Origin of the sequence: Pseudomonas sp. R2-7-07, assembly GCF_003852355.1 — a bacterium.
Taxonomy (GTDB): domain Bacteria; phylum Pseudomonadota; class Gammaproteobacteria; order Pseudomonadales; family Pseudomonadaceae; genus Aquipseudomonas.
The window spans coordinates 5,406,419-5,432,973 of sequence record NZ_CP027759.1; the positions used below are offsets into that span (position 1 = coordinate 5,406,419).

Below are 26,555 nucleotides of genomic sequence, written 5' to 3' on the forward strand. Positions count from 1 at the left end.
CTTAGAATTCATGAGTTGCTGGTGTTCTTGAAACCAATGGAGATCAACTGTGGGAGGGGGCTTGCTCCCTCCCACATTTGGATCGCATTTCAGTCATCTGCCTGTTTGGCTGCCGGCAAGGTAAAACCTGACACCGACCTGCGCAACTGACTGGCCATCTTCGCCAGGTTACCAATACTTTCGGCGGTCGCCGTGGAACCGGACGACGTCTGCGTGGTGATCTGCTGGATCACATTCATGGTCAGGGAAATCTGCCCCGCCGACGAGGTCTGCTGCTGCGCCGCGTTCGAGATGCTCTGGATCAGCGCCGCCAGGGTTTTCGAGACGCCTTCGATCTCTTCCAGCGCCACCCCGGCGTCCTGGGCCAGCCGTGCGCCGCGCACCACTTCGGTGGTGGTCTGTTCCATGGAAATCACGGCTTCATTGGTGTCGGCCTGGATCGCCCGCACCAGGGTTTCGATCTGCCGGGTGGCGGCTGATGAGCGCTCGGCCAGCCGTTGCACTTCATCGGCCACCACCGCAAAACCACGCCCGGCATCCCCGGCCATGCTCGCCTGGATCGCAGCGTTCAGGGCGAGAATGTTGGTCTGGTCGGCGATGTCGTCGATCAGGCTGACGATGTCGCCGATCTCCTGGGACGATTCCCCCAGGCGCTTGATGCGCTTGGCGGTGTCCTGGATCTGTTCGCGGATGTTGTCCATGCCGTGGATGGTGTTGTGCACCACCTCGTTGCCCTTATTGGCGATCTCTACCGAACGCTCCGCCACCGCTGAGGACTCGGCGGCGTTGGCCGACACCTGGTCGATGGACTGGGCCATCTGGTTGATCGCGGTGGAGGCTTCGGCGATCTGCTGGGCCTGATGCTCCGAGGCCTGGGCCAGGTGCATGGCGGTGGCCTGGGTCTCCTGTACCGCGCCGGCGACTTGCCCGGCGGTGAGGTTGATGGTCGCCACCAGGTCGCGCAGCTGATCCACCGAATAGTTGATCGAATCGGCAATGGTGCCGGTGAAGTCTTCGGTGACCGAGGCCGTGACGGTCAGGTCGCCGTCAGCCAAGTCTTCGATTTCGTCCAGCAGACGCATGATCGCGTTCTGATTGCGCTCATTTTTCTCGGCGGTTTCATGCAGTTGGCGGTTGGTCTCGCGCACCATCACCAGGCCGATCAGGATGATCGAGGCCAGCGCCAGCAGCCCCAGCCCATAGCCACCCAGGGTATCCAGGCTGCGCCCGCCGGCCAGGTTCTCAAAACCGGTGGCCAGGTGCGAGGCTTCATCGAGCAGGGTTTGCGACAGGTTGAAAATATTGCCCGCCGAAGCGCGTACCTGAAACAGCTGTGGTGAGGTTTCGAGAATTTCATCGACGGAACCCGAGACGAATTCGAACAGTTCGGCAATTTCCCCCAACCGGGCGCGGGCATCAGGGTCTTCGACCTGGGTGATGCGCAGGCCGGGGTTGCCGTTGAGCATGCCATTGAGCACCACGCCAAAACGGTTGGCGTCGCGACCGAAGGCATCGGCGGCCTGCACCGCGGTTTCGTCGCCGGCGAGCACGGTGTTGACCGCGCCCAGGATGCGCTCCGCCAGCAATGACTGGCGCTGGGCCAGTGCCACCTGGCTCGCGGGGGCGCCGCGCTGGAGCAATATGTCGACGACTTTTTCCGACTCTATCTGCAACTGCGGCACGGTCTCGGCGAGGGTGGCGGCCACCTGGTGCAATGACAGCACGGTCTGTTCGCTGGCGAGAATGGCATCGGTATTTTTCAGCAGGGCTTCCCAGTCGGTCTGCACCGCACGCATTTCAGCGCGTACGGCGCTGGGTGCGGCCGGCAGGCCGGTTTGCGGGTCGCCTTTTTTCAAGTAGCCCCAGCGCTGGGCAAAGTCGTTGCGCGCCTCGCCCAGCAGTTTGAACGCGGCCGCCTTGCCGGCGGCGGCTTCGGTGGCGTTCTTGGCGATGCGCTGGGACAGCACCCGCAGCTCACCCGCGTGGCCGATGTACTGTTTGTCGTAGGTGGACTGGGTGTTGAGGTACGCGAAGTTGGCGAACAACAGCATGATGAACACGATCAGGGCGATAAACAGCACGATGATCTGCGAGCGGCTGCGCGAGGCGGCCTGGGGTTTGGGCGGGATGACGGTGCTCATGCGGCAACATCCATGAAGCCTGGAGCCTGGGCCAGGGCAAAGGGGCTGAAGACCTGCCACTGCGGGTCGCCATCGAATTGGCCCTGGATAAACGGCGCGCCAGCGGCGGTACTCGCCCGCCAGGCGTCCAGTGCGAAATGCTGCATGCCCACCACCTCGTCCACCAGCAACCCGACAAACAGATCGTTGAATTCCACCACCAGCACCCGCCGTTGCTTGCGCGCCTTGGACAGTGCCTGGCCGAGGAACCCGCCCAGGTCCATCACCGGCAGCAGGCGCCCGCGCAGGTTGGCCACGCCCTTGACCCAGGGCTTGACGCCAGGCATCAGGGTGCAGCGCGGCTCATGCAGTACCTCGGCGACTTCGCCCATGGGCGCCACAAACCATTGCTGCCCCAGGCGAAAGCCAATCCCGCTCCAGCGTTGCAGGCGGGTTTCCTGGGACGGCAGATCGGCGGCCAGCAGGCGGCAGCGGCGGTCGATGTCCAGCAGCAGCTCAAAGGCGGTTTGCGACTCGGTCATGATGGCGTGCCGTCAGCCGGCCAGCACCTTGTTCAGCGTGGCGATCAGGGTTTCTTCATCGACCGGCTTGGTCAGGTAGTCCTTGGCGCCCTGGCGAGTGCCCCACACCTTGTCGGTTTCCTGGTCTTTAGTGGTGATGATGATCACCGGGATGTGCTCGGTTTCTTTGTCTTTGGTCAGTTGGCGCGTGGCCTGGAACCCGTTGAGGCCCGGCATTACGATGTCCATCAATACCGCGTCAGGTTTTTCCTGGCGGGCAAGCGCCACACCATCGCCGCCATTGGCGGCCTTGAGAACCTCGTGACCATGCTTTTCCAGCATGCCGGTCAGTTTGTACATTTCGGTCGGCGAATCGTCGACGATCAGAACACGTGCCATGGTTTTCCCCACTACATTGGTCGGCGCCGGCCCCTTTGAGGCGGCGTCAGTGTGCTTGTTCTACTGCGGCGAAGGCAGGCACATAGGCCTTGATCGCACCCAGCAGTTCTTCCTTGCTGAAAGGCTTGGTCAAAAACTGATCGACACCCACGATACGCCCCTTGGCCTTGTCGAACAGGCCGTCCTTGGAGGACAGCATGATCACCGGGATCGACTTGAACGCCGGGTTGTTCTTCACCAGCGCGCAGGTCTGGTAGCCATCCAGGCGCGGCATCATGATGTCGACAAAGATAATGTGCGGGTGATGGTCCACGATTCGGGCCAGCGCATCGAAACCGTCGATGGCCGTGATGACCTCGCACCCCATGTTCTTCAACAGCGTCTCGGCGGTGCGGCGGATCGTTTTCGAATCGTCGATCACCATCACTCTCAAGGCGTTGGAATGCTGTTCCATAGTTGCTCTACCATCGCCACAGCGAATCGGTTTTCGGTGTGTACTGCCTGATCTCTCACAGAATGAGCGCCACAAGCCTTGGAATTCAAGGGCTGCTGCGCCGTGGCAGTCTTTTTAGCACAGTCTCCGGGCGCAATCTATCGAGGCGCCCGCCTGGTGGTTTTTCCTTGACCCACAACAGCCGCAGCGCCACTCTGACGCCACTTTTATGCGCCCTAATTTGCTAGAGGAAATCCCCCATGAGCGTTCGCGTCGGCATTGTCATGGACCCTATCGCCAGCATTTCCTATAAAAAGGACAGCTCGCTGGCCATGCTCCTGGCCGCCCAGGCCCGCGGCTGGACCCTGTTCTATATGGAACAGCGCGACCTTTACCAGGGCGACGGCGAGGCCCGCGCGCGGATGCGCCCGTTGCAGGTATTCGCCAACCCCGAGAAGTGGTTCGAACTGCAGGATGAAGTCGACAGCCCCCTGAGCGACCTGGACGTGATCCTGATGCGCAAGGACCCGCCGTTCGACATGGAATTCGTTTATTCCACCTACCTGCTGGAGCAGGCCGAACGCGCCGGCGTGTTGATCGTCAACAAGCCGCAAAGCCTGCGCGACTGCAATGAAAAACTGTTCGCCACGCTGTTCCCGCAGTGCACACCGCCGACCGTGGTCAGCCGCCGCGCCGACGTGCTGCGTGAGTTCGCCGCCAAGCACGGTGATGTGATCCTCAAGCCGCTGGACGGCATGGGCGGCACCTCGATCTTCCGTCACCGCGCGGGCGACCCGAACCTCTCGGTGATCCTGGAAACCCTGACCGCGCTGGGCACCCAGCAGATCATGGGCCAGGCCTATCTGCCAGCGATCAAGGACGGCGACAAACGCATCCTGATGATCGACGGCGAGCCGGTGGATTATTGCCTGGCGCGCATCCCGGCGGCCGGCGAGACCCGTGGCAACCTGGCGGCCGGTGGCCGTGGTGAAGCGCGGCCGTTGTCGGACAAGGACCGCTGGATCGCCGCTCAAGTCGGCCCGACCCTTCGCGAAAAAGGTCTGCTGTTCGTAGGACTTGACGTAATTGGCGAAAACCTCACCGAGATCAACGTCACCAGCCCGACCTGTATTCGCGAGATTGATAACGCATTTGGCACGAACATCGGCGAAATGCTGATGGCGGCCATTGAGCGCAAGCTACAAGCCAAGTGACATAGAACAGCCGGACATAAACCAACATTGCGTTATCATGCGCCACCTGTGAAACGCGCGATGTTGGTTTTCTTGTCATGACGCTCCCGTCCGAACTGCCCCCCGAACTCTCCCACAGCGGCGTGCGCCCGGCTGATCGGCTCGGATTTACCCTGTTCCTGGCAGCGCTGATTCACCTCGCACTGATCCTCGGCCTGGGCTTCACCATGGTCGAGCCCAAGCAGATCACCAAAACCCTGGAAATCACGCTGGCCACCTTCAAGAGCGATAAAAAGCCCGAGAAGGCCGATTTTCTCGCCCAGGAGAACCAGCAAGGCAGCGGCACGCTCGACAAGAAAGCCGTGCCCAAGACCACCGAAGTGGCGCCGTTCCAGGACAACAAGGTCAACAAAGTCACCCCACCGCCGGCTCCCAGGCCTGAAGTCAAACAGGCCACGCCCAAGGCTGCCGTGACCACGGTTGCGCCCAAACCGCAAAAAGCCCCGACCCAGCGCGAAAAGACCAAGACCGAGCCCAAACCCGAGCCCGTCAAGCCTGCGCCAACGTTCGACAGTTCGACCCTGTCCGACGAAATTTCCAGCCTGGAAGCCGAACTGGCCCACGAACAGCAGCTCTACGCCAAGCGCCCGCGCATCTACCGCCTGAACGCCGCCTCGACCATGCGCGACAAAGGCGCCTGGTATAAGGACGAATGGCGCAAGAAAGTCGAGCGCATCGGCAACCTCAACTATCCGGAGGAGGCGCGCCGCCAGCAGATCTACGGCAATTTGCGCTTGCTGGTGTCGATCAACCGCGATGGTTCGCTGTATGAAGTGCAGGTACTGGAGTCGTCCGGCCAGCCCTTGCTGGACCAGGCCGCCCAGCGCATCGTGCGCCTGGCCGCGCCCTTCGCGCCTTTTACAGGCGACTTGAACGATGTGGACCGCCTTGAAATCATCCGCACTTGGAAATTCGCCAAGGGTGACCGCCTTTCCAGCAACTGACCCTCGCCACCAGCAAACTCCCAGCTTGTCAGTTCGCCCCTCCAACGCCACACTAGTGGACATGAAAAATGTCAGCCCGACCTACCTCAAGCACCACTTCCTGATCGCCATGCCCCATATGGCCGACCCGAACTTTGCGCAGACCTTGACCTACATCGTCGAGCACACGGCCAATGGTGCCATGGGGTTGGTGGTGAACCGCCCGCAGGAGCTGAACCTGGCCGATATCCTCGAGCAGTTGCGGCCGGAAATCGATCCGCCAGCCAGCTGCCAGGACGTGCCGATCTACATCGGCGGGCCGGTGCAGACCGATCGCGGCTTCGTGTTGCACCCCACCGGGCCGACGTTCCAGGCCACGGTAGACCTTGAGGGCGTCTCGCTGTCCACGTCCCAGGATGTGTTGTTCGCGATTGCCGACGGCGTCGGCCCCGAGCAAAGTGTGATCACTCTGGGATACGCCGGTTGGGAAGCCGGGCAATTGGAGGCAGAACTGGCCAGCAATGCCTGGCTGACTTGCCCGTTCGACGCCGACATCCTCTTCAACACCGCCAGCGAACTGCGCCTGGAAGCCGCCGCCGCCAAGCTGCGGGTCAACCTCAGCCTGTTGACCAGCCAGGCGGGGCACGCCTGATGGCTTTGCGTCTGATCCTGGGGTTCGACTACGGCACCAAACAGATCGGCGTGGCAGTGGGCCAGGTGATTACCGGCCAGGCCCGCGAGCTGTGCACATTGAAGGCCCAGAACGGCGTGCCGGACTGGAACCAGGTTGAGGCGCTGATCAAGGAATGGAAGCCCGATGCCGTCGTGGTCGGCCTGCCCCTGAACATGGACGGCACGCCCAGCGAGATGTGCCTGCGCGCCGAAAAGTTCGCGCGCCGCCTCAATGGCCGCTACAACCTGCCCTTCTATACCCACGACGAGCGCCTGACCACCTTTGAAGCCAAGGGCGAGCGCCGTGACCGTGGCGGGCAGAAGGGCAGTTACCGCGACAACCCCGTGGACGCTATCGCCGCCGCCCTGCTGCTGCAGGGCTGGCTGGATGAAAACACCGCTTTATTTGAATCCTGACTGACGCGGCTTGCTGCTTTGCCGCTTTTGTAGGAGCGAGCTTGCTCGCGAAGAACTCACAGGCACCGCGTACATCCAGGCTTCACGCGTTATCGTTGACGTTTCTCGCGAGCAAGCTCGCTCCTACACACTTAATGAGGAGCCACCATGAGCCTGCCCAATCCCGCCGAACTGATCAGCCAGATGGCGATACGCCTCAATGCGCACCTGGAACACCGCGCCATCAGCGAACCGCGCTTTATCGGCATCCGCACCGGCGGTGTGTGGGTGGCCCAGGCATTGCTGGGAGAGTTGGGCAGCGATTCGCCCCTGGGCACCCTGGATGTGTCCTTCTACCGTGACGATTTCAGCCAGAACGGCCTGCATCCGCAAGTGCGCCCCTCGCAGCTGCCGTTCGAGATCGAAGGCCAGCACCTGGTGCTGATCGACGACGTATTGATGAGCGGGCGTACCATACGCGCGGCCATGAATGAGCTGTTCGACTACGGCCGCCCGGCCAGTATCACCCTGGTGTGCCTGCTGGACCTGGAGGCTGGGGAATTGCCGATCAGCCCGGATGTGGTCGGTGCGACGCTGTCTTTGCAAGCCCACCAGCGGGTAAAATTGTCCGGTCCAACGCCGCTCGAACTCGAACTGCAAGACCTTGCCCTTTAACCCGCCTTGTAAAAGAGTCCCCGCGATGACGCCTCTAGATGCCAAGCGCCCGCTGCAGCTCAATGCTCAGGGCCAGTTGCAACATTTCTTGTCCCTCGATGGTTTGCCCCGCGAACTGCTCACCGAAATCCTCGACACCGCTGACTCGTTCCTCGAAGTCGGTGGCCGGGCGGTGAAAAAAGTCCCGCTGCTGCGCGGCAAGACCATCTGCAACGTGTTCTTCGAGAACTCCACACGCACCCGCACCACCTTTGAGCTGGCCGCCCAACGGCTGTCGGCCGACGTGATCACGCTGAACGTGTCCACCTCGTCGGCCAGCAAAGGCGAAACCCTGCTCGACACCTTGCGCAACCTGGAGGCCATGGCCGCAGACATGTTCGTGGTACGCCATGGCGATTCCGGCGCGGCGCATTTCATCGCTGAACATGTCTGCCCGAATGTAGCGATCATCAATGGCGGCGATGGCCGCCACGCCCACCCGACCCAGGGCATGCTCGACATGCTCACCATCCGTCGGCATAAAGGCAGTTTTGAAAACCTCTCGGTGGCCATCGTCGGCGACATCCTGCACTCGCGGGTCGCTCGCTCGAACATGCTGGCCCTGAAAACCCTGGGCTGCCCGGACATTCGCGTGATCGCGCCGAAAACCTTGCTGCCCGTTGGGGTCGAACAGTACGGCGTGAAGGTCTACACCGACATGGCCGAAGGGCTCAAGGATGTCGACGTGGTGATCATGTTGCGCCTGCAACGCGAACGCATGGCCGGTGGCCTGCTGCCGAGCGAGGGCGAGTTCTACCGCCTGTTCGGCCTGACCACCGCACGCCTGGCCGGTGCCAAGCCGGATGCCATCGTGATGCACCCCGGCCCGATCAACCGAGGGGTGGAAATCGAGTCGGCGGTGGCCGACGGCCCGCAGTCGGTGATTCTCAACCAGGTGACCTACGGCATCGCCATCCGCATGGCCGTGCTGTCCATGGCCATGAGCGGGCAAACCGCGCAACGTCAATTCGAGCAGGAGAACGCCCAGTGAAGCTCAGCATCCTCGGCGCCCGCGTCATCGATCCGGCCAGTGGCCTGGATCGCGTTACCGACCTTCATCTGGACGCCGGCAAGATCGTCGCCATTGGCGCAGCTCCCGCAGGCTTCCTTGCCGTTGAGAGCATCGACGCCAAAGGCCTGGTGGCCGCGCCAGGGCTGGTGGACCTTAACGTCGCCCTGCGCGAGCCGGGCTACAGCCGCAAAGGCAACATCACCAGCGAAACCCGCGCGGCCGCCGCCGGTGGCGTGACCAGCCTGTGCTGCCCGCCGAACACCAGGCCGATCCTGGACACCTCGGCGGTCACCGAGTTGATCCTCGACCGTGCCCGGGAAGCGGGTAATTGCAAAGTGTTCCCTGTCGGCGCCTTGAGCAAAGGCCTGGAAGGCGAACAACTGGCTGAGCTGATCGCCTTGCGCGACGCCGGTTGCGTGGCGTTCAGCAACGGCCTGGAAAGCTTTCGCAGCAGCCGTACCTTGTGCCGTGCCCTGGAATACGCGGCCACCTTCGACCTGACGGTGATCTTTCATTCCCAGGACCGCGACCTGGCCGAAGGCGGCCTGGCCCATGAAGGCGCGGTGGCCAGCTTCCTCGGCTTGCCGGGCATCCCGGAAACCGCAGAAACCGTGGCCCTGGCCCGTGATTTGTTGCTGGTGGAACAAAGCGGCGTACGCGCGCACTTCAGCCAACTGACCAGCGCCCGCGGCGTCGCCCTGATCGCCCAGGCCCAGGCGCGCGGCTTGCCGGTGACGGCAGACGTGGCGCTGTATCAGCTGATCCTGACCGACGAAGCGCTGATCGACTTCTCCAGCCTCTATCACGTGCAGCCGCCGCTGCGCACCCTGGCCGACCGTGAAGGTTTGCGCGCGGCGGTGAAGTCGGGCGTGGTCTCGGCGATTTCCAGCCACCACCAGCCTCACGAGCGCGATGCCAAGCTGGCGCCGTTTGGCGCCACCGAGCCGGGTATCAGCAGCGTCGAGCTGCTGCTGCCGCTGGCGATGACCTTGGTGGAGGATGGCTTGCTGGACCTGCCTACGTTGCTGGCACGTCTGAGCACCGGCCCGGCTCAGGCCTTGCGCTTGCCGGCGGGCCAGCTGGCGGTGGGTGCGGCGGCGGACCTGGTGCTGTTTGACCCGGCCAGCTCCACGGTTGCCGGGGAGCACTGGCTGTCCAAGGGAGAAAATTGCCCGTTCATTGGCCACAGCCTGCCGGCAACGGTGCGGTACACATTGATGGATGGGCGGATCAGCTACCAGGCCTGAAACGGGCACGGTAAAAAATGTGGGAGGGGGCTTGCTCCCGATAGTTGTGGATCAGTCAGCTTATCTTTAGCTGACCCACTGCAATCGGGGGCAAGCCCCCTCCCACATTTTGATTTTCACCAGACTTGAAGATCAGCGTCCAGCATTGCGCTCGGCATTGCGGATCGAAATCTGGCTGTTCAACGTCCAGAAGTCATACAGCACCCCCACCAGGAACAAACCACCGGTCAGCAGGTAGATCAGGCCGGTGATCCATTTGCCCTGGTACATCCGGTGCACACCGAACACGCCCAGGAACGCCAACAGAATCCAGGCCACGTTGTACTCGATGGGCCCGGCGGTAAAACGCAGGTCGGCTTCACGGTCCATGGCCGGGATCAGGAACAGGTCGATCAGCCAGCCGATGCCCAGCAGGCCTAAGGTGAAAAACCAGATCGTGCCGGTCACCGGTTTGCCGTAATAGAAGCGATGCGCTCCGGTAAAACCGAAAATCCATAGCAGGTAACCGATCACCTTGCTGTGGGTGTCTTGCTGCGAAGTAACCTGTTGATAGGTGTTCATGAACTACCCCTTTTCACTCAATAGATAAATTTGTTCATTTTTTTTGTGACTTTTTTAGGAGCGCCCGACGTACGGCAAATGGTATCTTCCTGCCCTCAAAGCCTTATACCGCCTGACTTGTGTCGGACAATTGCGACGAATCGTCGCGTTTTTGCTGAATTTGACCCCAAGGTTCAGTCGACAAACGGCCTGAGAACGACACCAAAACCTGTTATAAAGTTGCGCGCAAACCCATAAGAGCCACGCCTAATGCGACCATTTTTCAAGACATGGCTAACCATTTGCCTATTAATGCCACTGGCCGCCCACGCCACCAATCGTGAGCAACGTCTTCCAAACGTTAACGGTTTTACCCCTAAAGTTCATAGCACGCCCAGCACCGCCAAATCGGTAAAGCCGACTGTCAGCCGCCCGACTCAACTGAGCAAGGCTCACGGTAAAACGCTTTCCACCCAGCTGGCCGTGAATACCAAGCAAAGCAGCGATGTCCTCAGCCGTGCCGTCAACGTGCTCGGTACTCCTTATCGTTGGGGCGGCAGCAGCCCAAGTAAAGGGTTCGACTGCAGCGGCCTGGTGAAATATGCGTTCAACGATGTCAAGGCCGTGGATTTGCCGCGTACGTCCAACGCCATGGCCGCCGGCCACGGGTTGAAAGTCGATCGCAAAGACCTGAAGCCGGGCGATTTGCTGTTCTTCAAGCTCAAGAGCCGCCAGGTCAACCACGTTGCCATCTACCTGGGCAACGACCGCTTCATCCACGCGCCGCGTCGTGGCAAGTCGGTGAGCATCGACACGCTGAAAAAGCCGTTCTGGGACAAGAACTATGTGATCGCCAAGCGGGTGCTGCCCAAAGAGCAGAACAACACCCTGCGGATCGTGCAGCGCTGATTCCAAGCTGAAATGCAGTCAATGTGGGAGGGGGCTTGCTCCCGATAGCAGAGTGTCATTCAACAGATTTGTTGGCTGATCAACCGCTATCGGGAGCAAGCCCCCTCCCACATTTGGTTTCATTGTTTGCTGAATATCATATGTCTGCAGGCACCCTCGCCTTTTCTCGCGCGTCATCCCGGCTGATCACGCCCTGCGCGACCAACGCCTTCAAACTCATATCCAGCGTCTTCATCCCCACTGCCCCACCGGTCTGAATCGCCGAGACCATCTGCGCCACCTTGTCTTCGCGGATCAGATTACGAATGGCCGGCGTGCCCAGCATGATCTCGTGAGCCGCTACCCGTCCGCCGCCGACCTTCTTCACCAGCACCTGGGAAACCACCGCCTGCAGCGACTCCGACAGCATCGAGCGGACCATGGCCTTTTCCGCGGCCGGGAACACGTCCACCAGCCTGTCTACCGTCTTTGCCGCCGAGGTGGTGTGCAAGGTGCCAAATACCAGATGGCCGGTCTCAGCGGCCGTCAGCGCCAGGCGGATGGTTTCCAGGTCACGTAGCTCGCCCACCAGGATCACATCCGGGTCTTCGCGTAGCGCCGAGCGCAGGGCCACCGAAAAGCTGTGGGTATCGCGATGCACCTGGCGCTGGTTGATCAACGCCATTTTCGGCCTGTGGATAAATTCAATGGGGTCTTCCAGCGTGAGGATGTGCTGGCGCCGATGCCGATTCAGGTAATCGATCATCGCCGCCAACGTGGTGGACTTGCCCGACCCGGTGGGCCCGGTCACCAGCACCAGGCCACGGGGTAACAGCGCGATACGCTGGAACACCTCGCCCAAGCCAAGGCTTTCCAGGCTCTGGATGTCGGTGGGGATCGTGCGAAACACTGCGCCAACGCCACGCGCCTGCTGGAACACATTCGCGCGAAAGCGCGCCACGCCGGGCAGCTCGAACGCAAAATCCGTTTCAAGAGATGTTTCGAAATCCTTTTGTTGGTATTGGTTGAGCAAAGGGCTCAGTAAATCCGCCACCTGCGGCCCGGCCAGTATCGGGCTGTCCAGCGGCCAGACCTCGCCATCGATGCGCAACATCGGCGCCAGGCCGGCCGACAAATGCAGGTCGGAGGCGCCTCGGCGCACGCTGGCCGTCAGTAATTCAGTGATATCCATAGGGCTTTCCATTTCCAGTAGAATGCCGCGGACTCCATATCCACGGGCACAACTTGAATGTCGACGATAGCAGACAACATCGGCCTGGTTAGCCAGCGCATCCGCGCCGCCGCCGACGCCGTGCAGCGTGACGCAAGCAGCATCCACCTGCTGGCCGTGAGCAAGACCAAACCGGCGCAAGCCGTGCGCGAAGCCTTTGCCGCCGGGATGCATGACTTTGGTGAAAACTATCTGCAGGAAGCCCTGGGCAAACAGGCCGAATTAACCGACCTGCCCTTGAGTTGGCACTTCATCGGCCCCATTCAATCGAACAAGACTCGCGCGATCGCCGAGAACTTCGCTTGGGTGCATTCCGTGGACCGCCTGAAAATCGCACAACGTCTGTCCGAACAACGCCCTGCCGACCTGCCGGCGCTGAATATCTGCATCCAGGTCAACGTCAGTGGCGAAGCCAGCAAGTCCGGCTGTACGCCCGCCGACCTGCCGGCCTTGGCCAACGCCATCAGCGCCCTGCCGCGCCTGAAGCTGCGGGGCCTGATGGCGATCCCCGAGCCGACTGACGATCGCGCGGCGCAGGATGCGGCGTTCGCCACGGTGCGCGAGCTGCAAGCCAGCCTGAACCTGCCACTCGACTCACTTTCCATGGGCATGAGCCACGACCTCGAGTCGGCCGTCGCTCAAGGCGCCACCTGGGTGCGGATCGGTACCGCGCTGTTTGGCGCCCGCGACTACGGCCAGCCGTGAAATGGCTGACGTTCATCTAGCTAAGGACCTGTCATGAAAGACATGCGTATTGCCTTTATCGGCGCCGGTAACATGGCAGCCAGCCTGATCGGCGGCCTGCGGGCCAAGGGTCTGGACGCTGCGCAGATTCGCGCCAGCGATCCCGGTGCCGAAACCCGCGCCCGCGTCAGCGCCGAACACGGCATTGAAACCTTTGCCGACAACGCCGAGGCCATCCAGGGCGTCGACGTCATTGTGCTGGCGGTCAAGCCCCAGGCCATGAAGGCCGTGTGCGAAAGCCTGCGCCCAAGCCTGCAGGCGCATCAGCTGGTGGTGTCCATCGCCGCCGGCATCACCTGTGCCAGCATGAACACCTGGCTCGGTGCCCAGCCGATCGTACGTTGCATGCCGAATACGCCGTCCTTGTTGCGCCAGGGCGTGAGCGGTTTGTACGCCACCGCCGACGTCAGCGCCGCACAGCGTGACCAGGCCGAGCAACTGTTATCCGCCGTGGGCATTGCCCTGTGGCTGGAGCAGGAGCAGCAACTGGACGCGGTCACCGCCGTTTCCGGCAGCGGCCCGGCGTACTTCTTCCTGTTGATCGAAGCCATGACCGCCGCCGGCGTGAAACTGGGCCTGCCTGCCGACGTTGCCGAGCAACTGGCCGAGCAAACCGCCCTGGGCGCCGCGAAGATGGCGGTGACCAGCGATGTGGATGCGGCCGAGCTGCGCCGTCGCGTCACGTCCCCGGGCGGCACCACCCATGCCGCCATCGAATCATTCCAGGCCGGCGGCTTTGAAGCCCTGGTGGAAAAAGCACTGGGTGCTGCGGCACACCGTTCCGCCGAAATGGCTGAGCAACTGGGCAAATAGTCGTCACTTACCAAGGTAAACAAACATGCTCGGAATCAATGACGCTGCCATCTTCATCATCCAGACCCTGGGCAGCCTGTACCTGCTGATCGTGCTGATGCGCTTTATCCTGCAACTGGTGCGGGCGAACTTCTACAACCCGTTGTGCCAGTTCGTGGTCAAGGCCACCCAACCGCTGCTCAAGCCGCTGCGCCGGGTGATCCCGAGCCTGTTCGGGCTGGACATGTCGTCGCTGGTACTGGCACTGCTGCTGCAGATCCTGCTGTTCGTGGTGATCCTGATGCTCAACGGCTACCAGGCCTTCACCGTGCTGCTGTTGCCATGGGCGCTGATCGGTATTTTCTCGCTGTTTTTGAAGATCATCTTCTGGTCGATGATCATCAGCGTGATCCTCTCGTGGGTCGCCCCCGGCAGCCGTAGCCCAGGCGCCGAACTGGTCTACCAGATCACCGAGCCGGTGCTGGCACCGTTCCGTCGCCTGGTCCCCAACTTGGGCGGCCTGGATATTTCGCCGATCTTCGCGTTTATCGCGATCCAGCTGATTCAAAGCTGGGTGATTCCACGCCTGGCGTTTTATGCGTTCATGCCTAAAGAACTATTCGGCCTGATCTGACAATTCGCTGGAAAGTGTGGGAGGGGGCTTGCTCCCTCCCACATTTTGTATCTGTGTACCGGCGCAGGCCTTTGCTTGCCGCTGGGTCCAGTGGTCTTTAGACTTACGCCTCATTTAAACGAGAGCAGGGTCGATGCCAACTGCCTTTCCCCCCGATTCCGTTGGACTGGTCGTGCCCCAAGTGGCGCACTTCAGCGAACCGTTGGCCCTGGCCTGCGGCCGCTCGCTGCCCGCCTACGACCTGATCTACGAAACCTACGGCCAACTCAACGCCACGGCGAGCAACGCCGTGCTGATATGCCACGCCTTGTCCGGCCACCATCATGCTGCGGGCTTCCACAGCGTCGACGAGCGCAAGCCCGGCTGGTGGGACAGCTGCATCGGCCCCGGCAAGCCCATCGACACCAACAAGTTCTTCGTGGTCAGCCTGAACAACCTCGGCGGCTGCAACGGTTCCACCGGCCCCAGCAGCCTCAACCCGGAGACCGGCAAGCCCTTCGGCGCCGACTTCCCGGTACTCACCGTGGAAGACTGGGTGCACAGCCAGGCGCGCCTCGCCGACCGGCTGGGCATCAGCCAATGGGCGGCTGTGATCGGTGGCAGCCTGGGCGGCATGCAAGCCCTGCAATGGACCATCACCTACCCGGATCGCGTGCGCCACTGCCTCGCGATCGCCTCGGCGCCCAAGTTGTCGGCGCAGAACATCGCCTTCAACGAAGTGGCGCGCCAGGCCATCCTCACCGACCCGGAGTTCCACGGTGGTTCGTTCCAGGAAGCGGGGGTGATCCCCAAGCGTGGCCTGATGCTGGCGCGGATGGTCGGGCACATCACCTACCTGTCCGATGATTCCATGGGCGAGAAATTCGGCCGTGGCCTCAAAAGCGAGAAGCTCAACTACGACTTCCACAGCGTCGAGTTCCAGGTGGAAAGCTACCTGCGTTATCAGGGCGAGGAGTTCTCCGGGCGTTTTGACGCCAACACCTACCTGCTGATGACCAAGGCGCTGGACTACTTCGACCCGGCCGCGAACTTCAATGACGACCTGGCGAAGACCTTCGAACAGGCCACGGCCAAGTTCTGCGTAATGTCGTTCACCACTGACTGGCGCTTCTCGCCGGCGCGCTCCCGCGAGCTGGTGGACGCCCTGATGGCTGCGCGCAAAGACGTCTGCTACCTGGAGATCGATGCACCGCAAGGCCACGACGCCTTCCTGATTCCGATTCCCCGTTATCTGCAGGCGTTCAGTAACTACATGAACCGTATTACTTTGTGAGAACGCCATGAGAGCCGACCTGGAAATCATCCAAGACTGGATCCCCGCCGGCAGCCGCGTGCTCGACCTGGGCTGCGGTGATGGCGAGCTGCTGAGCTGGCTGCGCGACAACAAGCAAGTCACCGGCTACGGCCTGGAAAACGACCCGGACAACATCGCCCAATGCGTGGCCAAGGGCATCAACGTGATCGAGCAGGACCTGGACAAGGGCCTGGGCAACTTTGCCAGCGACAGCTTCGACATCGTGGTCATGACCCAGGCCCTGCAAGCGGTGCACTACCCGGACCGTATCCTCGACGAAATGCTGCGCGTCGGCCGCCAGTGCATCATCACCTTCCCCAACTTCGGGCACTGGCGCTGCCGCTGGTACCTGGCCACCAAGGGCCGCATGCCGGTGTCGGACTTCCTGCCGTACACCTGGTACAACACGCCGAACATCCACTTCTGCACCTTCGAAGACTTCGAGGCCCTGTGTGGCGAGCGTGAGGCCAAGGTGATCAACCGCCTTGCCGTCGATCAACAACATCGCCACGGCTGGGCGAGTAAGCTATGGCCCAACCTGTTGGGCGAAATCGGTATCTACCGGGTCAGCAGCCCTGGCCTGACCGACCACAAGATTGCCGTCTAATCATTATCAAGAGGGACGCTCATGAGTCGTTTGGCTGTTTTTCTCCTGACCGCCTGCCTGGGCGCCAGCGCCATGGCTGCGGACGCTATCGACGCTAACCGCAAGAAAGACTTCGGCGATATCACCGTTCACTACAACACCTTCACTTCAAGCTTTCTGTCGCCGGAGACCGCCCAGAAGGTCGGCGTGGTGCGCAGCAAGGACAAGGGCTTGATCAATGTGACCGTGATCAAGGGCGTAACCCCCGTCGCGGCCCAAGTGACCGGCACCATCAAGGATTTGGGCGGCAAGAGCGAAATCCTGACGTTCAAGCAGATCGAAGAGAAAGGCGGTGTCAGCTACCTTGCGCCCTACTCCGTGACCCAGCGGGAATACAAGACGTTTACCATCAATGTTGAAACCGGCGGCAAAGCCCATGGTTTCCAATTCAACCAAGAACTGTTTCCGGCCGACTGATGAACCTCACTCAACTCGTACTCGCCAGCCATAACGCCGGCAAACTCAAAGAATTGCAGGCCATGCTCGGTGACGCGGTGAAGCTGCGCTCGATCGGTGAGTTCAGCCAGGTCGAGCCGGAAGAAACCGGGCTGTCGTTCGTCGAGAACGCCATCCTCAAGGCGCGCAATGCCGCGCGCCTCTCGGGCCTGCCGGCCTTGGCGGACGATTCGGGCCTGGCGGTGGACTACCTCGGTGGCGCACCGGGCATCTATTCGGCGCGTTATGCCGATGGCAAGGGCGATGCGGCCAACAACGCCAAGCTGCTGGACGCGCTCAAGGATGTGCCGGACGCGATGCGCGGTGCGCAGTTCGTCTGTGTGCTGGCATTGGTGCGCCACGCCGATGACCCCTTGCCGATCCTCTGCGAAGGCTTGTGGCACGGGCGCATCCTGCATGCAGCCAGCGGTGAGCATGGCTTTGGCTACGATCCGCTGTTCTGGGTGCCGGAGCGCAATGTCTCCAGCGCCGAACTGAGCCCGGCCGACAAGAACCAGATCAGCCACCGCGCCCGCGCAATGGATTTGCTGCGCCAACGCCTGAGCCTGAAATGACCCACCACACCCAGGCGCTGCCACTGATCCACGGCGGCGCGCAAACACCCCGGTCGGCGTTGCCTGTGCTGCCGCCCCTGGCGCTGTACATCCACATCCCGTGGTGCGTGCGCAAATGCCCTTATTGCGACTTCAACTCCCATACCGCGAGCACCGTGCTGCCGGAAGAAGCGTATGTGGACGCCTTGCTGGCGGATCTGGACCAGGACCTGCACGCCGTTCATGGCCGCAAACTGAGCTCGATCTTCTTTGGCGGCGGCACCCCGAGCCTGTTCAGCGCTGCCGCGTTGGGGCGCCTGCTCGAAGGGGTGCAAGCGCGCATCGCGTTTGCCGACGACATCGAAATCACCCTGGAAGCCAATCCCGGCACCTTCGAACAAGAGAAGTTCGTGGCGTACCGCAAGCTGGGGATCAATCGCCTGTCCATCGGCATCCAGAGCTTCCAGCAGGCCAAGCTCGAAGCCCTGGGCCGCATCCACAACGGCGATGAAGCCATTCGCGCTGCGGGTATGGCGCGCCAGGCCGGGTTCGATAACTTCAACCTGGACCTGATGCACGGTTTGCCCGATCAGTCGCTGGACGATGCCCTGGCCGATCTGCGCCAAGCCATCGCATTGAAGCCGACGCACTTGTCCTGGTACCAGTTGACCCTGGAACCCAACACGGTGTTCTGGAACCAGCCCCCTGCATTGCCGGAAGACGACACCCTGTGGGACATCCAGGAAGCCGGCCAGGCGCTGCTCGCCGAGCACGGCTACACACAATATGAAGTGTCGGCCTATGCCCAACCCGGTCGACCGGCGCGGCATAACCTCAATTACTGGAGCTTTGGCGACTTCATCGGTATCGGCGCGGGCGCCCACGGCAAGCTCAGCCATCCGGACGGGCGCATCGTGCGCACCTGGAAAACCCGCGCACCGAAGGACTACCTCAACCCGGCCAAAAGCTTCCAGGCGGGGGCGAAAGAACTGACCAATGAAGAGCTGCCGTTCGAGTTCCTGATGAACGCCCTGCGCCTCACCGAAGGCGTAGACGCCAGGCTTTACACCGAGCGCACCGGCCTTGACCTGGCGAGCCTCGCCGAAGGCCGCCGCGAGGCAGAACAAAGTGGCTTAATGCAGGTCGAACCGTCACGCCTGGCGGCGACCGACCGCGGGCAACTCTTTCTCAATGACCTGTTGCAGACGTTTTTGAGCTGATCGCTCTTAAGGAAATCGAATGGATTTGGTACTCGACCTGCTCGCCACCGTATCCCGCTGGAGCCGTAGCAACCTGTCGGAAATCTCCCTGGCGCTGGTCGGCTGTTTGCTGGTGCTGTTCGGCGCAGACATCAAGGGCTGGGTCGAAGCCCGCCTGGGCAGCATCGCCGGCGCGTTGCGCGTCCCCCTGATGGCGTTGGTGTGCATGATCGGCAGCGGCGCGGCGCTGATCTACGCCACGCCCTGGATCGTGCGCGGGCTGAGCCAGTTCAATAACTACAGCCTCGCGCCGGTGCTGGTAGTGGTGCTGGTGTTGATTGGCGTCGTCGCCGACCGCCGCTGACCGCAAACCCAACACAGATCCAAATGTGGGAGGGGGCTTGCCCCCGATGGCAGGGTGTCAGACAACACATGTTTGGCTGACCCACCGCTATCGGGGGCAAGCCCCCTCCCACATTTTTACTGCATTTCAAGCCAACGGCTTATCAGTCGACTTTCTCGAACTTCAAATCCCACACCCCATGCCCCAACTTCTCGCCACGGCGTTCGAACTTGGTGACTGGGCGCTCTGCCGGGCGCGGTACGCATTTGCCGTCTTCGGCCAGGTTGCGGTAGCCGGGGGCGACGTTCATCACGTCCAGCATGTATTCGGCATAGGGTTCCCAGTCGGTGGCCATGTGCAGGATGCCCCCCACTTTCAACTTGCTGCGCACCAGTTCCGCGAAGGAAGCCTGGACGATGCGACGCTTGTGGTGACGGGCCTTGTGCCATGGGTCGGGGAAGAACAGCATCAGCCGGTCGAGGCTGTTGTCGGCAATGCAGCGGTTGAGCACTTCAATCGCGTCGCAGTCGTAGACCCGCAGATTGGTCAGGCCCTGGGTCAGCACGCCGTTCAACAGCGCGCCGACACCTGGGCGGTGCACTTCTACACCGATGAAATCCTGGTCCGGCGCGGCCGCCGCCATTTCCAGCAGGGAATGGCCCATGCCGAAGCCGATTTCCAGGGACCGCGGGGCCGAGCGACCGAACACCTGGTCGAAGTCCACCGGCGCATCGGCCAGGGGCAACACGAACAGCGACGTGCCTTGCTTCAGGCCTTTTTGCTGGCCTTCGGTCATGCGTCCGGCGCGCATCACGAAGCTCTTGATGCGGCGGTGCTTGGACTCGTCGCCTGCTTCCACGGGGTTCGGCGTTTCGTTTGATTCAGTCATCAATAGCTCTTACTTGATCAGGCCATCCAGCGGCGAAGAGGCGCTGGCATAGAGTTTTTTCGGCATGCGCCCGGCGAGGTAGGCCAGGCGGCCCGCGACGATTGCGTGTTGCATGGCTTCGGCCATCATGATCGGTTGCTGGGCATGGGCAATGGCCGAGTTCATCAGCACCGCGTCGCAGCCCAGCTCCATGGCGATGGTAGCGTCGGAGGCAGTGCCCACGCCTGCATCCACCAGCACCGGGATCCTGGTTTCTTCAAGGATGATCTGCAGGTTGTAAGGGTTGCAGATCCCCAGGCCGGAGCCGATCAGGCCAGCCAGTGGCATCACCGCGATGCAGCCGATTTCCGCCAGCTGGCGGGCGATGATCGGGTCATCGCTGGTGTAGACCATCACGTCAAAGCCTTCCTTGACCAGGGTCTCGGCGGCCTTGAGGGTTTCGATCACGTTGGGGAACAGGGTTTTCTGGTCGGCCAGCACTTCCAGCTTAACCAGGTTGTGGCCGTCGAGCAGCTCACGGGCCAGGCGGCAAGTGCGCACGGCTTCGATGGCGTCAAAGCAGCCAGCGGTGTTCGGCAGGAAGGTGTAGCGGTCCGGCGACAGCACTTCGAGCAGGTTCGGCTCGCCCTCGATCTGGCCGAGGTTGGTACGACGTACGGCGAAGGTAACGATTTCGGCGCCCGAGGCTTCAATGGCCAGACGGGTTTCTTCCATGTCGCGGTACTTGCCGGTGCCGACCAGCAGACGGGACTGGTAGGTACGACCGGCCAGGACGAAAGGCTTGTCGCTACGAACGATGCTCATGGGAAATCCTCGTAATGGGGTGAGGTTCTGCAGAATGCGTTACGGCCGGGGCGACTAGCCGCCGCCGATGGCGTGCACCACTTCGACACGGTCACCATCGCTGAGCGTGGTGCCTTCGTGCTGGCTGCGCGGGACGATATCCAGGTTGAGCTCCACTGCGACGCGACGCCCGGTGAGGTCCAGGCGGGTCAGCAGGGCCGCGACGGTTTCACCGTCGGGCAGTTCAAGGGGTTCGCCGTTCAACTGAATGCGCATGCCACGGGCCGCCATCGTTTTTAGGGGCCGGCATTCTAACGCGATTGGGCGCTGAAGGTCAGCTTCAAGCGTCAAGCGGTCAGTTGCAGGCGCCAGGCGAGCAAGCCGAGGAAAAACCAGCCGAGCAGAAACGCCAGCCCGCCGAACGGCGTGATGATCCCGAGTTTGCTGATGCCGGTCAGGGTCAACAGATACAGGCTGCCGGAAAACAGCAAGATGCCGACCACAAATGAAATGCCCGCCCAGGTGACCAGTCGGCCAGGAATATGCGCGGCCAGCAGCGCCACGCCAAACAACGCCAGGGTGTGCACCAGTTGATACGTCACGCCGGTGTGGAAGATCGCCAGGTAGTCGGCGCTCAGACGGTTTTTCAGGCCATGGGCGGCGAACGCGCCGAGGGCGACACCGGTAAAGCCAAAAAAGGCGGCCAGCATCAGAAAGCTACGCAGCATGAGGAACTCCAGTCAGACTCATCGGGCAGGGTCTGTATAATGGCCCGCTCAACGGGTTCGGCCAAGCCATCTCTATGCTGCGTGTCCTCATCAATCGCTTTCTCAACGTCGTGAAATGGTTCGCCATCGGCAGTGTGCTGCTGGTGCTGCTGTTTCGCGTCGTACCGCCGCCGTTCACTGCGCTGATGGTGGAGCGCAAGGTCGAATCCTGGATCGACGGCGAACCTATCGACCTGCAGCGCAGCTGGGTGGCGTGGGACGAGATTTCCGACGACCTCAAAGTGGCGGTGATGGCCGGTGAAGACCAGCGTTTCCCGCAGCACTGGGGCTTCGACTTTGGCGCGATCCAGGCGGCAATCGTGCATAACGAGCGCGGCGGCACGATTCGCGGCGCCAGCACCTTGAGCCAGCAGGTTTCGAAGAACCTGTTCCTGTGGACCGGCCGCAGCTATCTGCGCAAGGGCCTGGAAGCCTGGTTTACCGGGTTGATCGAAGTACTGTGGCCCAAGCAGCGCATCCTTGAGGTGTACCTCAACAGCGTGGAGTGGGACGAGGGTGTGTTCGGTGCAGAAGCAGCGGCGCGGCATCATTTTGGAGTGAGCGCCAAAGGGCTGTCGCGTCAGCAGGCCAGCTACCTGGCGGCGGTGTTGCCGAACCCACGGGTGTGGAGTGCCAGTCATCCGACCGCCTATGTGGCGCGGCGCGCGGCGTGGATTCGTCAGCAGATGAGTCAGCTTGGCGGGGATGGTTACCTGGTAGAGCTCCACAACTCCCGCAAGGCTCCCTGGTCCGACTGACACAACACAGAAACAAATGTGGGAGGGGGCTTGCCCCCGATAGCGGTGGATCAGTCACTCATATGTCGACTGATACTCTGCTATCGGGAGCAAGCCCCCTCCCACATTTTGACCCAGCATTGCCAGCTGGATCAGGCGGCGATCGACAGCTTCAGCTTGTTCATCGCGCTTTTCTCAAGCTGACGAATCCGCTCGGCCGACACGTTGTACTTCTGCGCCAGGTCGTGCAGCGTGGCTTTTTCTTCCGCCAGCCAGCGCTGGTAAAGAATGTCACGGCTGCGGTCGTCCAGCACTTCCAGCGCTTCGTGCAGGTTGTGATTGGAGTTGTCGCTCCAGTCGGCGTCTTCCAGTTGACGCGCCGGGTCGTACCGGTGGTCTTCCAGGTAGTTGGCTGGCGATTGGAAGGCGCTGTCGTCGTCTGCTTCGGCAGCCGGATCGAAGGCCATATCATGGCCGGTCAGGCGACTTTCCATCTCGCGCACTTCACGGGGCTCCACGCCGAGGCTTTCGGCCACGCGGTGGACTTCCTCGTTGTTCAGCCACGCCAGGCGTTTCTTCTGGCTGCGCAGGTTGAAGAACAGCTTGCGCTGGGCCTTGGTGGTCGCGACTTTCACGATGCGCCAGTTGCGCAGGATGAACTCGTGGATTTCCGCCTTAATCCAGTGCACGGCGAACGACACCAGGCGCACACCCATTTCCGGGTTGAAGCGCTTCACCGCCTTCATCAGGCCAACGTTGCCTTCCTGAATCAGGTCAGCCTGGGCCAGGCCGTAGCCGCTATAGCTACGGGCGATATGTACGACAAAACGCAGGTGGGCGAGCACCATCTGCCGAGCCGCCCCCAAATCCTGCTCATAGTAGAGACTCTCGGCCAGTTCACGCTCCTGCTCGGGCGTCAGCAAGGGAATGCTGTTTACCGTGTGCACATAGGCTTCCAGGTTCGCACCCGGGACCAAGGCATAAGCAGGTTGCAAAGAAGTGGTCATACGAAAAAACCTCCGACTCACATAACTCGTGCAGTTCAGCACTGCGAAAATTGACCGGGGAACCGTAGGACAAGTTCCCTAAACTGCTGACAAGGTCAATACAAACGAAACTACATTACCCTGACATTAACTACTTCGGTGCCAGCTCACGTAAGTGCCGTGCCACCGCAATCCACGCACCGATATACCCCAACAATACCGCGCCAAGCAAGAGGCTCAGACCATCGGCTACCGGCACCCCTGCCAGGGCAAAATCGCTGCCGTACAAGCCGGCAAGCCCGATAACCGCATCGTTCAGCCAGTCCAGGCCAAAAGCCAGCACGCCCCAGGACAAAATCCCGGCACCAAAGCCATAAAGCGCGCCCATGTACAGAAAAGGACGACGCACATAGCTGTCCGTGCCGCCGACCAGTTTAATCACTTCTATCTCGGTGCGGCGGTTTTCAATATGAAGACGAATGGTATTACCTATCACCAAAAGTAATGCAGACACCAACAGTACCGTCAAACCGAACACGAAGCGGTCGCCCAGCTTGAGGATCGCGGCCAGGCGCTCTACCCAGACTAGATCAAGTTGCGCCTGTTGCACCTTGGGCATCTCTGCGAGTTTTTGTCGCAGGGCTTCCAGGGCCGGCTTGTCCACTTCATTGGGCGTCACCAGCACCACGCCCGGCAGTGGGTTCTGCGGCAGCTCTTTAAGCGCCTCGCCCAGGCCGGATTGTTGCTGGAACTCTTCCAGCGCCTGATCGCGGCTGATGTATTCGGCATCCGCCACGCCTGGCAGGTTCTTGATCTCGTCGCGCAGGCCCTCGCCGTCCTTGGTGCTGGCGTCGAGGTTCAGGTACAGGGAAATCTGTGCCGCGCGCTGCCAGGAACCGCCCAGGCGCTCCACATTATTGAGCAGCAACGACAAGCCCATCGGCAGGCTCAGGGCCACGGCCATCACCAGGCAGGTGAAAAAGCTGCCGATCGGCTGCTTGCCCAGGCGACGCAGGCTGTCGAGCAGGCTGGCGCGGTGGCTTTCGATCCAGGCACGCAACAGGGTGCCGAAGTCCGGGCCGTCGTCTTCGTCGTGTTTTTTCTTTTTCGGTTGCGGGTCGGCCGGTTTCGGCGCCACGCGTTCGGATACTTTAGGGCTGCGTGTTGCACTCATACGCCAGCCTCCCCGTCGCCGATCAGACGACCGCGTTGCAGGGTCAGCATGCGATGGCGCATGCGCGCAATCAGCGCCAGGTCGTGGCTGGCGATCAACACGCTGGTGCCCAGCCGGTTGATGTCTTCGAACACCCCCATGATCTCGGCCGCCAAACGCGGGTCGAGGTTACCGGTGGGTTCATCTGCCAGCAGCAAGGCCGGGCGGTGGACGATGGCGCGCGCGATACCGACGCGCTGTTGCTGGCCGGTGGACAGGTCGCCGGGGTAGAGGTCGGTCTTGTCCGACAACGCCACGCGCTCCAGGGCTGAATCGACCCGCTTGACGATCTCGGCCTTGGACAGCCCGAGAATCTGCAGGGGCAAGGCAATGTTGTTGAACACCGTGCGGTCGAACAGCAACTGGTGGTTTTGAAACACCACGCCGATCTGACGGCGCAGGAACGGGATCTGCGCATTGCTGATGGTGGCCAGGTCCTGGCCCGCCAGCAGCAGCTTGCCGGTGGTCGGGCGCTCCATGGCCAGCAGCAGGCGCAACAAGGTGCTCTTACCGGCGCCGGAATGCCCGGTCACGAACAAAAACTCGCCCCGCCGTACTCGAAAGCTCAGCTCATGCAAGCCCACATGCCCGTTGGCGTAGCGTTTACCGACCTGTTCGAATCGAATCATGAACGCTCCCGCTCGGCAAACAGTGCCTGTACAAAGGGTTCGGCTTCAAAGGTGCGCAGGTCGTCGATGCCTTCACCGACGCCGATATAACGAATCGGCAACCCGAACTGCTTGGCCAGGGCGAAAATCACACCGCCCTTGGCCGTGCCGTCGAGCTTAGTCAATGCCAGGCCGGTCAGTTGCACCGTCTGGTTGAATTGTTTGGCCTGACTGATGGCGTTCTGCCCGGTACCGGCGTCCAGGACCAGCAGCACCTCATGCGGGGCGTCGGCGTCGAGCTTGCCGATCACGCGGCGGACTTTCTTCAGCTCTTCCATCAAATTGTCTTTGGTGTGCAGGCGGCCGGCGGTGTCGGCGATCAACACATCGATGTTCCGGGCCTTGGCGGCCTGCACGGCATCGAAAATCACCGACGCGGAGTCGGCACCGGTGTGCTGGGCGATCACCGGGATCTTGTTGCGCTCGCCCCACACCTGCAGTTGCTCAACGGCAGCGGCACGGAAGGTGTCGCCGGCGGCGAGCATGACTTTCTTGCCTTCGGACTGCAGTTTTTTCGCCAGCTTGCCAATGGTGGTGGTCTTGCCGGCGCCGTTGACGCCTACCACCAGGATCACGAATGGCTTCTTCGGGGTGATCACCAGCGGCGCTTCAACGGGTTTAAGCATGGCGGCCAGCTCGGCCTGCAAGGATTTGTATAACGCGTCGGCGTCAGTCAGCTGCTTGCGGGCGACCTTCTGGGTCAGGCTCTGGATGATCACGGCGGTGGCTTCGACGCCCACGTCTGCGGTGAGCAGGCGGGTTTCGATGTCTTCCAGCAGCTCGTCATCGATGGTCTTCTTGCCGAGGAACAGGCTGGCCATGCCCTCGCCGATACTGGCGCTGGTTTTGCTCAGACCTTGCTTGAGACGGGTAAAAAAGCCGGTTTTGCTGGTTTCAGCGGCCGGCTCTTCGATGACGGCAGGCGCGGGGGCTTCGGCGGCGGGTGGCGTCTGCACGACTGTCGTTACGGGTTCAACCACCGTAGGAATAGGCGGCGCTACGTGCTCAACCTGCACATCTTCAACCAGCGCCACCGGCTCCTCAGCCACCGGCAGTTGCGGCCACGGCTTGTGCTCTGGCTCTGGCTCTGGCTCTGGCTCTGGCTCTGGCTCTGGCTCGACCGCAGGCTGCAGCACCGGCTCGGCCATCGGCAACACCGTCGGCGCCGGTGTTTCGGCAACCGGCTCGGCTTCTACTATAGGCTCAGGGATAGGTTCAGGTTGAACCTGTGGCTGTTCGACGACGGTTTCCTGCGGCTTTTTGCGCAGCCATCCGAACAGGCCTTTCTTCTCGCCAGCCGCAGCTGGGGTCTTCTTGTCGTCGTTGGAACCAAACATGGAGACGGCTATCTCAAGGTAGCGACGCGCCAGCAGGCGCTTCGGTAAATAAAATTCGATGCGTAACAGACTGTTTTTTAGCCAGCTCGTTCATGCGCAACATTTTGAAGGCCAAAATAGAGCCTCAACAAGACAGCCGCAGTGGCCGCCCCTAAGTCGGATCGGTATCCTAGCACCTCCTCGCC

The 26,555-nt window shown here is 61.6% G+C and carries 32 protein-coding genes; 18 read left to right on the forward strand and 14 right to left on the reverse strand.

Annotation, left to right across the window (positions count from 1 at the left end; genetic code table 11):
• Positions 1-89: 89 nt before the first annotated feature.
• From C4J86_RS24915 to pilG, 4 genes are read right to left on the reverse strand one after another with little or no spacing between them, the layout of a single operon-like run.
• Positions 90-2,141 carry a methyl-accepting chemotaxis protein gene (locus C4J86_RS24915; RefSeq protein ID WP_124372160.1) on the reverse strand — a complete coding sequence of 684 codons (2,052 nt, stop codon included), beginning with the start codon at positions 2,139-2,141 and terminating at the stop codon, positions 90-92.
• Positions 2,138-2,662 (reverse strand): chemotaxis protein CheW, encoded by a 525-nt coding sequence (locus C4J86_RS24920; RefSeq protein ID WP_124372161.1) that lies wholly within the window; start codon positions 2,660-2,662, stop codon positions 2,138-2,140. Before C4J86_RS24920 ends, C4J86_RS24915 begins: the two co-directional genes overlap by 4 nt.
• Before the next feature lie 12 nt (positions 2,663-2,674).
• A complete protein-coding gene (gene pilH, locus C4J86_RS24925) occupies positions 2,675-3,040 on the reverse strand; it encodes a twitching motility response regulator PilH (RefSeq protein WP_034116227.1) in 366 nt (121 codons plus the stop codon).
• A 46-nt stretch (positions 3,041-3,086) separates the two neighbouring features.
• The gene (pilG, locus tag C4J86_RS24930) at positions 3,087-3,494 is read right to left on the reverse strand and encodes a twitching motility response regulator PilG (RefSeq protein ID WP_124364796.1); all 408 of its coding nucleotides are present in this window, start codon (positions 3,492-3,494) and stop codon (positions 3,087-3,089) included.
• Positions 3,495-3,733: 239 nt separating this feature from the next.
• On the opposite strand from pilG, the gene gshB reads away from it, so the two are divergent.
• From gshB to C4J86_RS24965, 7 genes are all read left to right on the forward strand, one after another.
• A complete protein-coding gene (gshB, locus tag C4J86_RS24935) occupies positions 3,734-4,687 on the forward strand; it encodes a glutathione synthase (protein ID WP_124372162.1) in 954 nt (317 codons plus the stop codon).
• A 77-nt stretch (positions 4,688-4,764) separates the two neighbouring features.
• Complete coding sequence (locus C4J86_RS24940; protein WP_124368685.1) at positions 4,765-5,670, forward strand: energy transducer TonB; 906 nt, start codon at positions 4,765-4,767, stop codon at positions 5,668-5,670.
• Between the two features lie 61 nt (positions 5,671-5,731).
• On the forward strand, positions 5,732-6,301 hold the full coding sequence (locus tag C4J86_RS24945; protein ID WP_124368687.1) for a YqgE/AlgH family protein: 570 nt from the start codon (positions 5,732-5,734) through the stop codon (positions 6,299-6,301).
• Positions 6,301-6,738 (forward strand): Holliday junction resolvase RuvX, encoded by a 438-nt coding sequence (ruvX, locus tag C4J86_RS24950; protein WP_003213744.1) that lies wholly within the window; start codon positions 6,301-6,303, stop codon positions 6,736-6,738. The genes C4J86_RS24945 and ruvX overlap by 1 nt, the downstream gene beginning before the upstream one ends.
• Positions 6,739-6,885: 147 nt before the next feature.
• Positions 6,886-7,392, forward strand: a complete 507-nt coding sequence (gene pyrR, locus C4J86_RS24955; RefSeq protein ID WP_124372163.1) for a bifunctional pyr operon transcriptional regulator/uracil phosphoribosyltransferase PyrR — start codon at positions 6,886-6,888, stop codon at positions 7,390-7,392.
• Between the two features lie 25 nt (positions 7,393-7,417).
• Positions 7,418-8,422: an aspartate carbamoyltransferase catalytic subunit gene (locus tag C4J86_RS24960; protein ID WP_124364800.1), complete on the forward strand. Its 1,005-nt coding sequence runs from the start codon at positions 7,418-7,420 to the stop codon at positions 8,420-8,422.
• Positions 8,419-9,690 carry a dihydroorotase gene (locus C4J86_RS24965; protein WP_124372164.1) on the forward strand — a complete coding sequence of 424 codons (1,272 nt, stop codon included), beginning with the start codon at positions 8,419-8,421 and terminating at the stop codon, positions 9,688-9,690. Before C4J86_RS24960 ends, C4J86_RS24965 begins: the two co-directional genes overlap by 4 nt.
• 132 nt (positions 9,691-9,822) lie before the next feature.
• On the opposite strand, the gene C4J86_RS24970 is transcribed toward C4J86_RS24965, so the two are convergent.
• Complete coding sequence (locus C4J86_RS24970; RefSeq protein WP_124372165.1) at positions 9,823-10,251, reverse strand: TM2 domain-containing protein; 429 nt, start codon at positions 10,249-10,251, stop codon at positions 9,823-9,825.
• Between the two features lie 249 nt (positions 10,252-10,500).
• Between C4J86_RS24970 and C4J86_RS24975 the strand changes: the two genes are divergently transcribed.
• Entirely contained in the window at positions 10,501-11,139 is a 639-nt protein-coding gene (locus tag C4J86_RS24975) for a C40 family peptidase (RefSeq protein ID WP_124364803.1), read from the forward strand.
• 136 nt (positions 11,140-11,275) lie between these two features.
• Here the strand turns inward: C4J86_RS24975 and C4J86_RS24980 are convergent, their stop codons facing one another.
• Positions 11,276-12,310: a type IV pilus twitching motility protein PilT gene (locus C4J86_RS24980; RefSeq protein ID WP_124372166.1), complete on the reverse strand. Its 1,035-nt coding sequence runs from the start codon at positions 12,308-12,310 to the stop codon at positions 11,276-11,278.
• Positions 12,311-12,367: 57 nt separating this feature from the next.
• Between C4J86_RS24980 and C4J86_RS24985 the strand changes: the two genes are divergently transcribed.
• The 9 genes from C4J86_RS24985 (at position 12,368) to C4J86_RS25025 (ending at position 19,011) form a co-directional block, all read left to right on the forward strand.
• Positions 12,368-13,054 carry a YggS family pyridoxal phosphate-dependent enzyme gene (locus tag C4J86_RS24985; RefSeq protein WP_124372167.1) on the forward strand — a complete coding sequence of 229 codons (687 nt, stop codon included), beginning with the start codon at positions 12,368-12,370 and terminating at the stop codon, positions 13,052-13,054.
• A gap of 33 nt (positions 13,055-13,087) precedes the next feature.
• A complete protein-coding gene (proC, locus tag C4J86_RS24990) occupies positions 13,088-13,906 on the forward strand; it encodes a pyrroline-5-carboxylate reductase (protein WP_124372168.1) in 819 nt (272 codons plus the stop codon).
• Between the two features lie 25 nt (positions 13,907-13,931).
• A complete protein-coding gene (locus C4J86_RS24995) occupies positions 13,932-14,519 on the forward strand; it encodes a YggT family protein (RefSeq protein ID WP_124372169.1) in 588 nt (195 codons plus the stop codon).
• A 133-nt stretch (positions 14,520-14,652) separates the two neighbouring features.
• Positions 14,653-15,792 carry a homoserine O-acetyltransferase gene (locus tag C4J86_RS25000; protein ID WP_124372170.1) on the forward strand — a complete coding sequence of 380 codons (1,140 nt, stop codon included), beginning with the start codon at positions 14,653-14,655 and terminating at the stop codon, positions 15,790-15,792.
• Positions 15,793-15,799: 7 nt separating this feature from the next.
• Complete coding sequence (gene metW, locus C4J86_RS25005; protein ID WP_124364809.1) at positions 15,800-16,420, forward strand: methionine biosynthesis protein MetW; 621 nt, start codon at positions 15,800-15,802, stop codon at positions 16,418-16,420.
• Between the two features lie 21 nt (positions 16,421-16,441).
• Positions 16,442-16,876 carry a DUF4426 domain-containing protein gene (locus C4J86_RS25010; protein ID WP_124372171.1) on the forward strand — a complete coding sequence of 145 codons (435 nt, stop codon included), beginning with the start codon at positions 16,442-16,444 and terminating at the stop codon, positions 16,874-16,876.
• Positions 16,873-17,469, forward strand: a complete 597-nt coding sequence (gene rdgB / locus C4J86_RS25015) for an RdgB/HAM1 family non-canonical purine NTP pyrophosphatase (protein ID WP_164487805.1) — start codon at positions 16,873-16,875, stop codon at positions 17,467-17,469. The genes C4J86_RS25010 and rdgB overlap by 4 nt, the downstream gene beginning before the upstream one ends.
• The gene (gene hemW / locus C4J86_RS25020) at positions 17,466-18,668 is read left to right on the forward strand and encodes a radical SAM family heme chaperone HemW (RefSeq protein WP_124372173.1); all 1,203 of its coding nucleotides are present in this window, start codon (positions 17,466-17,468) and stop codon (positions 18,666-18,668) included. The genes rdgB and hemW overlap by 4 nt, the downstream gene beginning before the upstream one ends.
• Positions 18,669-18,687: 19 nt before the next feature.
• Complete coding sequence (locus C4J86_RS25025) at positions 18,688-19,011, forward strand: DUF3392 domain-containing protein (RefSeq protein ID WP_016972961.1); 324 nt, start codon at positions 18,688-18,690, stop codon at positions 19,009-19,011.
• A gap of 142 nt (positions 19,012-19,153) precedes the next feature.
• On the opposite strand, the gene trmB is transcribed toward C4J86_RS25025, so the two are convergent.
• The 4 genes from trmB to C4J86_RS25045 form a co-directional block, all read right to left on the reverse strand.
• Entirely contained in the window at positions 19,154-19,879 is a 726-nt protein-coding gene (trmB, locus tag C4J86_RS25030; protein ID WP_124372174.1) for a tRNA (guanosine(46)-N7)-methyltransferase TrmB, read from the reverse strand.
• A 9-nt stretch (positions 19,880-19,888) separates the two neighbouring features.
• Positions 19,889-20,683, reverse strand: coding sequence for a thiazole synthase (locus C4J86_RS25035; protein WP_124372175.1), 795 nt, complete (start codon positions 20,681-20,683; stop codon positions 19,889-19,891).
• Between the two features lie 54 nt (positions 20,684-20,737).
• Positions 20,738-20,938, reverse strand: coding sequence for a sulfur carrier protein ThiS (thiS, locus tag C4J86_RS25040; protein ID WP_124430710.1), 201 nt, complete (start codon positions 20,936-20,938; stop codon positions 20,738-20,740).
• A 71-nt stretch (positions 20,939-21,009) separates the two neighbouring features.
• On the reverse strand, positions 21,010-21,390 hold the full coding sequence (locus tag C4J86_RS25045) for a DUF423 domain-containing protein (protein ID WP_124372177.1): 381 nt from the start codon (positions 21,388-21,390) through the stop codon (positions 21,010-21,012).
• 74 nt (positions 21,391-21,464) lie between these two features.
• Between C4J86_RS25045 and mtgA the strand changes: the two genes are divergently transcribed.
• Positions 21,465-22,187 (forward strand): monofunctional biosynthetic peptidoglycan transglycosylase, encoded by a 723-nt coding sequence (mtgA, locus tag C4J86_RS25050; protein WP_124372178.1) that lies wholly within the window; start codon positions 21,465-21,467, stop codon positions 22,185-22,187.
• Positions 22,188-22,318: 131 nt separating this feature from the next.
• Here the strand turns inward: mtgA and rpoH are convergent, their stop codons facing one another.
• From rpoH to ftsY, 4 genes are all read right to left on the reverse strand, one after another.
• On the reverse strand, positions 22,319-23,173 hold the full coding sequence (gene rpoH, locus C4J86_RS25055; protein WP_003176698.1) for an RNA polymerase sigma factor RpoH: 855 nt from the start codon (positions 23,171-23,173) through the stop codon (positions 22,319-22,321).
• A gap of 130 nt (positions 23,174-23,303) precedes the next feature.
• Positions 23,304-24,326 carry a permease-like cell division protein FtsX gene (ftsX, locus tag C4J86_RS25060; RefSeq protein ID WP_124368703.1) on the reverse strand — a complete coding sequence of 341 codons (1,023 nt, stop codon included), beginning with the start codon at positions 24,324-24,326 and terminating at the stop codon, positions 23,304-23,306.
• Complete coding sequence (ftsE, locus tag C4J86_RS25065) at positions 24,323-24,994, reverse strand: cell division ATP-binding protein FtsE (protein WP_003213784.1); 672 nt, start codon at positions 24,992-24,994, stop codon at positions 24,323-24,325. The genes ftsX and ftsE overlap by 4 nt, the downstream gene beginning before the upstream one ends.
• Entirely contained in the window at positions 24,991-26,370 is a 1,380-nt protein-coding gene (gene ftsY / locus C4J86_RS25070; protein ID WP_124372179.1) for a signal recognition particle-docking protein FtsY, read from the reverse strand. The genes ftsE and ftsY overlap by 4 nt, the downstream gene beginning before the upstream one ends.
• Positions 26,371-26,555 lie beyond the last annotated feature (185 nt).

Coding starts and splice junctions, on each gene's coding strand:
- C4J86_RS24975 (WP_124364803.1), top strand. CDS start 10,501: ATGCGACCATTTTTCAAGACATGGCTAACCATTTGCCTATTAATGCCA.
- rpoH (WP_003176698.1), bottom strand. CDS start 23,173: ATGACCACTTCTTTGCAACCTGCTTATGCCTTGGTCCCGGGTGCGAAC.
- C4J86_RS25035 (WP_124372175.1), bottom strand. CDS start 20,683: ATGAGCATCGTTCGTAGCGACAAGCCTTTCGTCCTGGCCGGTCGTACC.
- C4J86_RS25000 (WP_124372170.1), top strand. CDS start 14,653: ATGCCAACTGCCTTTCCCCCCGATTCCGTTGGACTGGTCGTGCCCCAA.
- gshB (WP_124372162.1), top strand. CDS start 3,734: ATGAGCGTTCGCGTCGGCATTGTCATGGACCCTATCGCCAGCATTTCC.
- ruvX (WP_003213744.1), top strand. CDS start 6,301: ATGGCTTTGCGTCTGATCCTGGGGTTCGACTACGGCACCAAACAGATC.
- hemW (WP_124372173.1), top strand. CDS start 17,466: ATGACCCACCACACCCAGGCGCTGCCACTGATCCACGGCGGCGCGCAA.
- ftsE (WP_003213784.1), bottom strand. CDS start 24,994: ATGATTCGATTCGAACAGGTCGGTAAACGCTACGCCAACGGGCATGTG.
- C4J86_RS24995 (WP_124372169.1), top strand. CDS start 13,932: ATGCTCGGAATCAATGACGCTGCCATCTTCATCATCCAGACCCTGGGC.
- metW (WP_124364809.1), top strand. CDS start 15,800: ATGAGAGCCGACCTGGAAATCATCCAAGACTGGATCCCCGCCGGCAGC.
- proC (WP_124372168.1), top strand. CDS start 13,088: ATGAAAGACATGCGTATTGCCTTTATCGGCGCCGGTAACATGGCAGCC.
- pilG (WP_124364796.1), bottom strand. CDS start 3,494: ATGGAACAGCATTCCAACGCCTTGAGAGTGATGGTGATCGACGATTCG.
- C4J86_RS24945 (WP_124368687.1), top strand. CDS start 5,732: ATGAAAAATGTCAGCCCGACCTACCTCAAGCACCACTTCCTGATCGCC.
- C4J86_RS24980 (WP_124372166.1), bottom strand. CDS start 12,310: ATGGATATCACTGAATTACTGACGGCCAGCGTGCGCCGAGGCGCCTCC.
- pilH (WP_034116227.1), bottom strand. CDS start 3,040: ATGGCACGTGTTCTGATCGTCGACGATTCGCCGACCGAAATGTACAAA.
- C4J86_RS24920 (WP_124372161.1), bottom strand. CDS start 2,662: ATGACCGAGTCGCAAACCGCCTTTGAGCTGCTGCTGGACATCGACCGC.
- trmB (WP_124372174.1), bottom strand. CDS start 19,879: ATGACTGAATCAAACGAAACGCCGAACCCCGTGGAAGCAGGCGACGAG.
- C4J86_RS25045 (WP_124372177.1), bottom strand. CDS start 21,390: ATGCTGCGTAGCTTTCTGATGCTGGCCGCCTTTTTTGGCTTTACCGGT.
- C4J86_RS25025 (WP_016972961.1), top strand. CDS start 18,688: ATGGATTTGGTACTCGACCTGCTCGCCACCGTATCCCGCTGGAGCCGT.
- pyrR (WP_124372163.1), top strand. CDS start 6,886: ATGAGCCTGCCCAATCCCGCCGAACTGATCAGCCAGATGGCGATACGC.
- ftsY (WP_124372179.1), bottom strand. CDS start 26,370: ATGTTTGGTTCCAACGACGACAAGAAGACCCCAGCTGCGGCTGGCGAG.
- C4J86_RS24985 (WP_124372167.1), top strand. CDS start 12,368: ATGTCGACGATAGCAGACAACATCGGCCTGGTTAGCCAGCGCATCCGC.
- C4J86_RS24970 (WP_124372165.1), bottom strand. CDS start 10,251: ATGAACACCTATCAACAGGTTACTTCGCAGCAAGACACCCACAGCAAG.
- C4J86_RS25010 (WP_124372171.1), top strand. CDS start 16,442: ATGAGTCGTTTGGCTGTTTTTCTCCTGACCGCCTGCCTGGGCGCCAGC.
- C4J86_RS24960 (WP_124364800.1), top strand. CDS start 7,418: ATGACGCCTCTAGATGCCAAGCGCCCGCTGCAGCTCAATGCTCAGGGC.
- ftsX (WP_124368703.1), bottom strand. CDS start 24,326: ATGAGTGCAACACGCAGCCCTAAAGTATCCGAACGCGTGGCGCCGAAA.
- mtgA (WP_124372178.1), top strand. CDS start 21,465: ATGCTGCGTGTCCTCATCAATCGCTTTCTCAACGTCGTGAAATGGTTC.
- C4J86_RS24915 (WP_124372160.1), bottom strand. CDS start 2,141: ATGAGCACCGTCATCCCGCCCAAACCCCAGGCCGCCTCGCGCAGCCGC.
- C4J86_RS24940 (WP_124368685.1), top strand. CDS start 4,765: ATGACGCTCCCGTCCGAACTGCCCCCCGAACTCTCCCACAGCGGCGTG.
- thiS (WP_124430710.1), bottom strand. CDS start 20,938: ATGCGCATTCAGTTGAACGGCGAACCCCTTGAACTGCCCGACGGTGAA.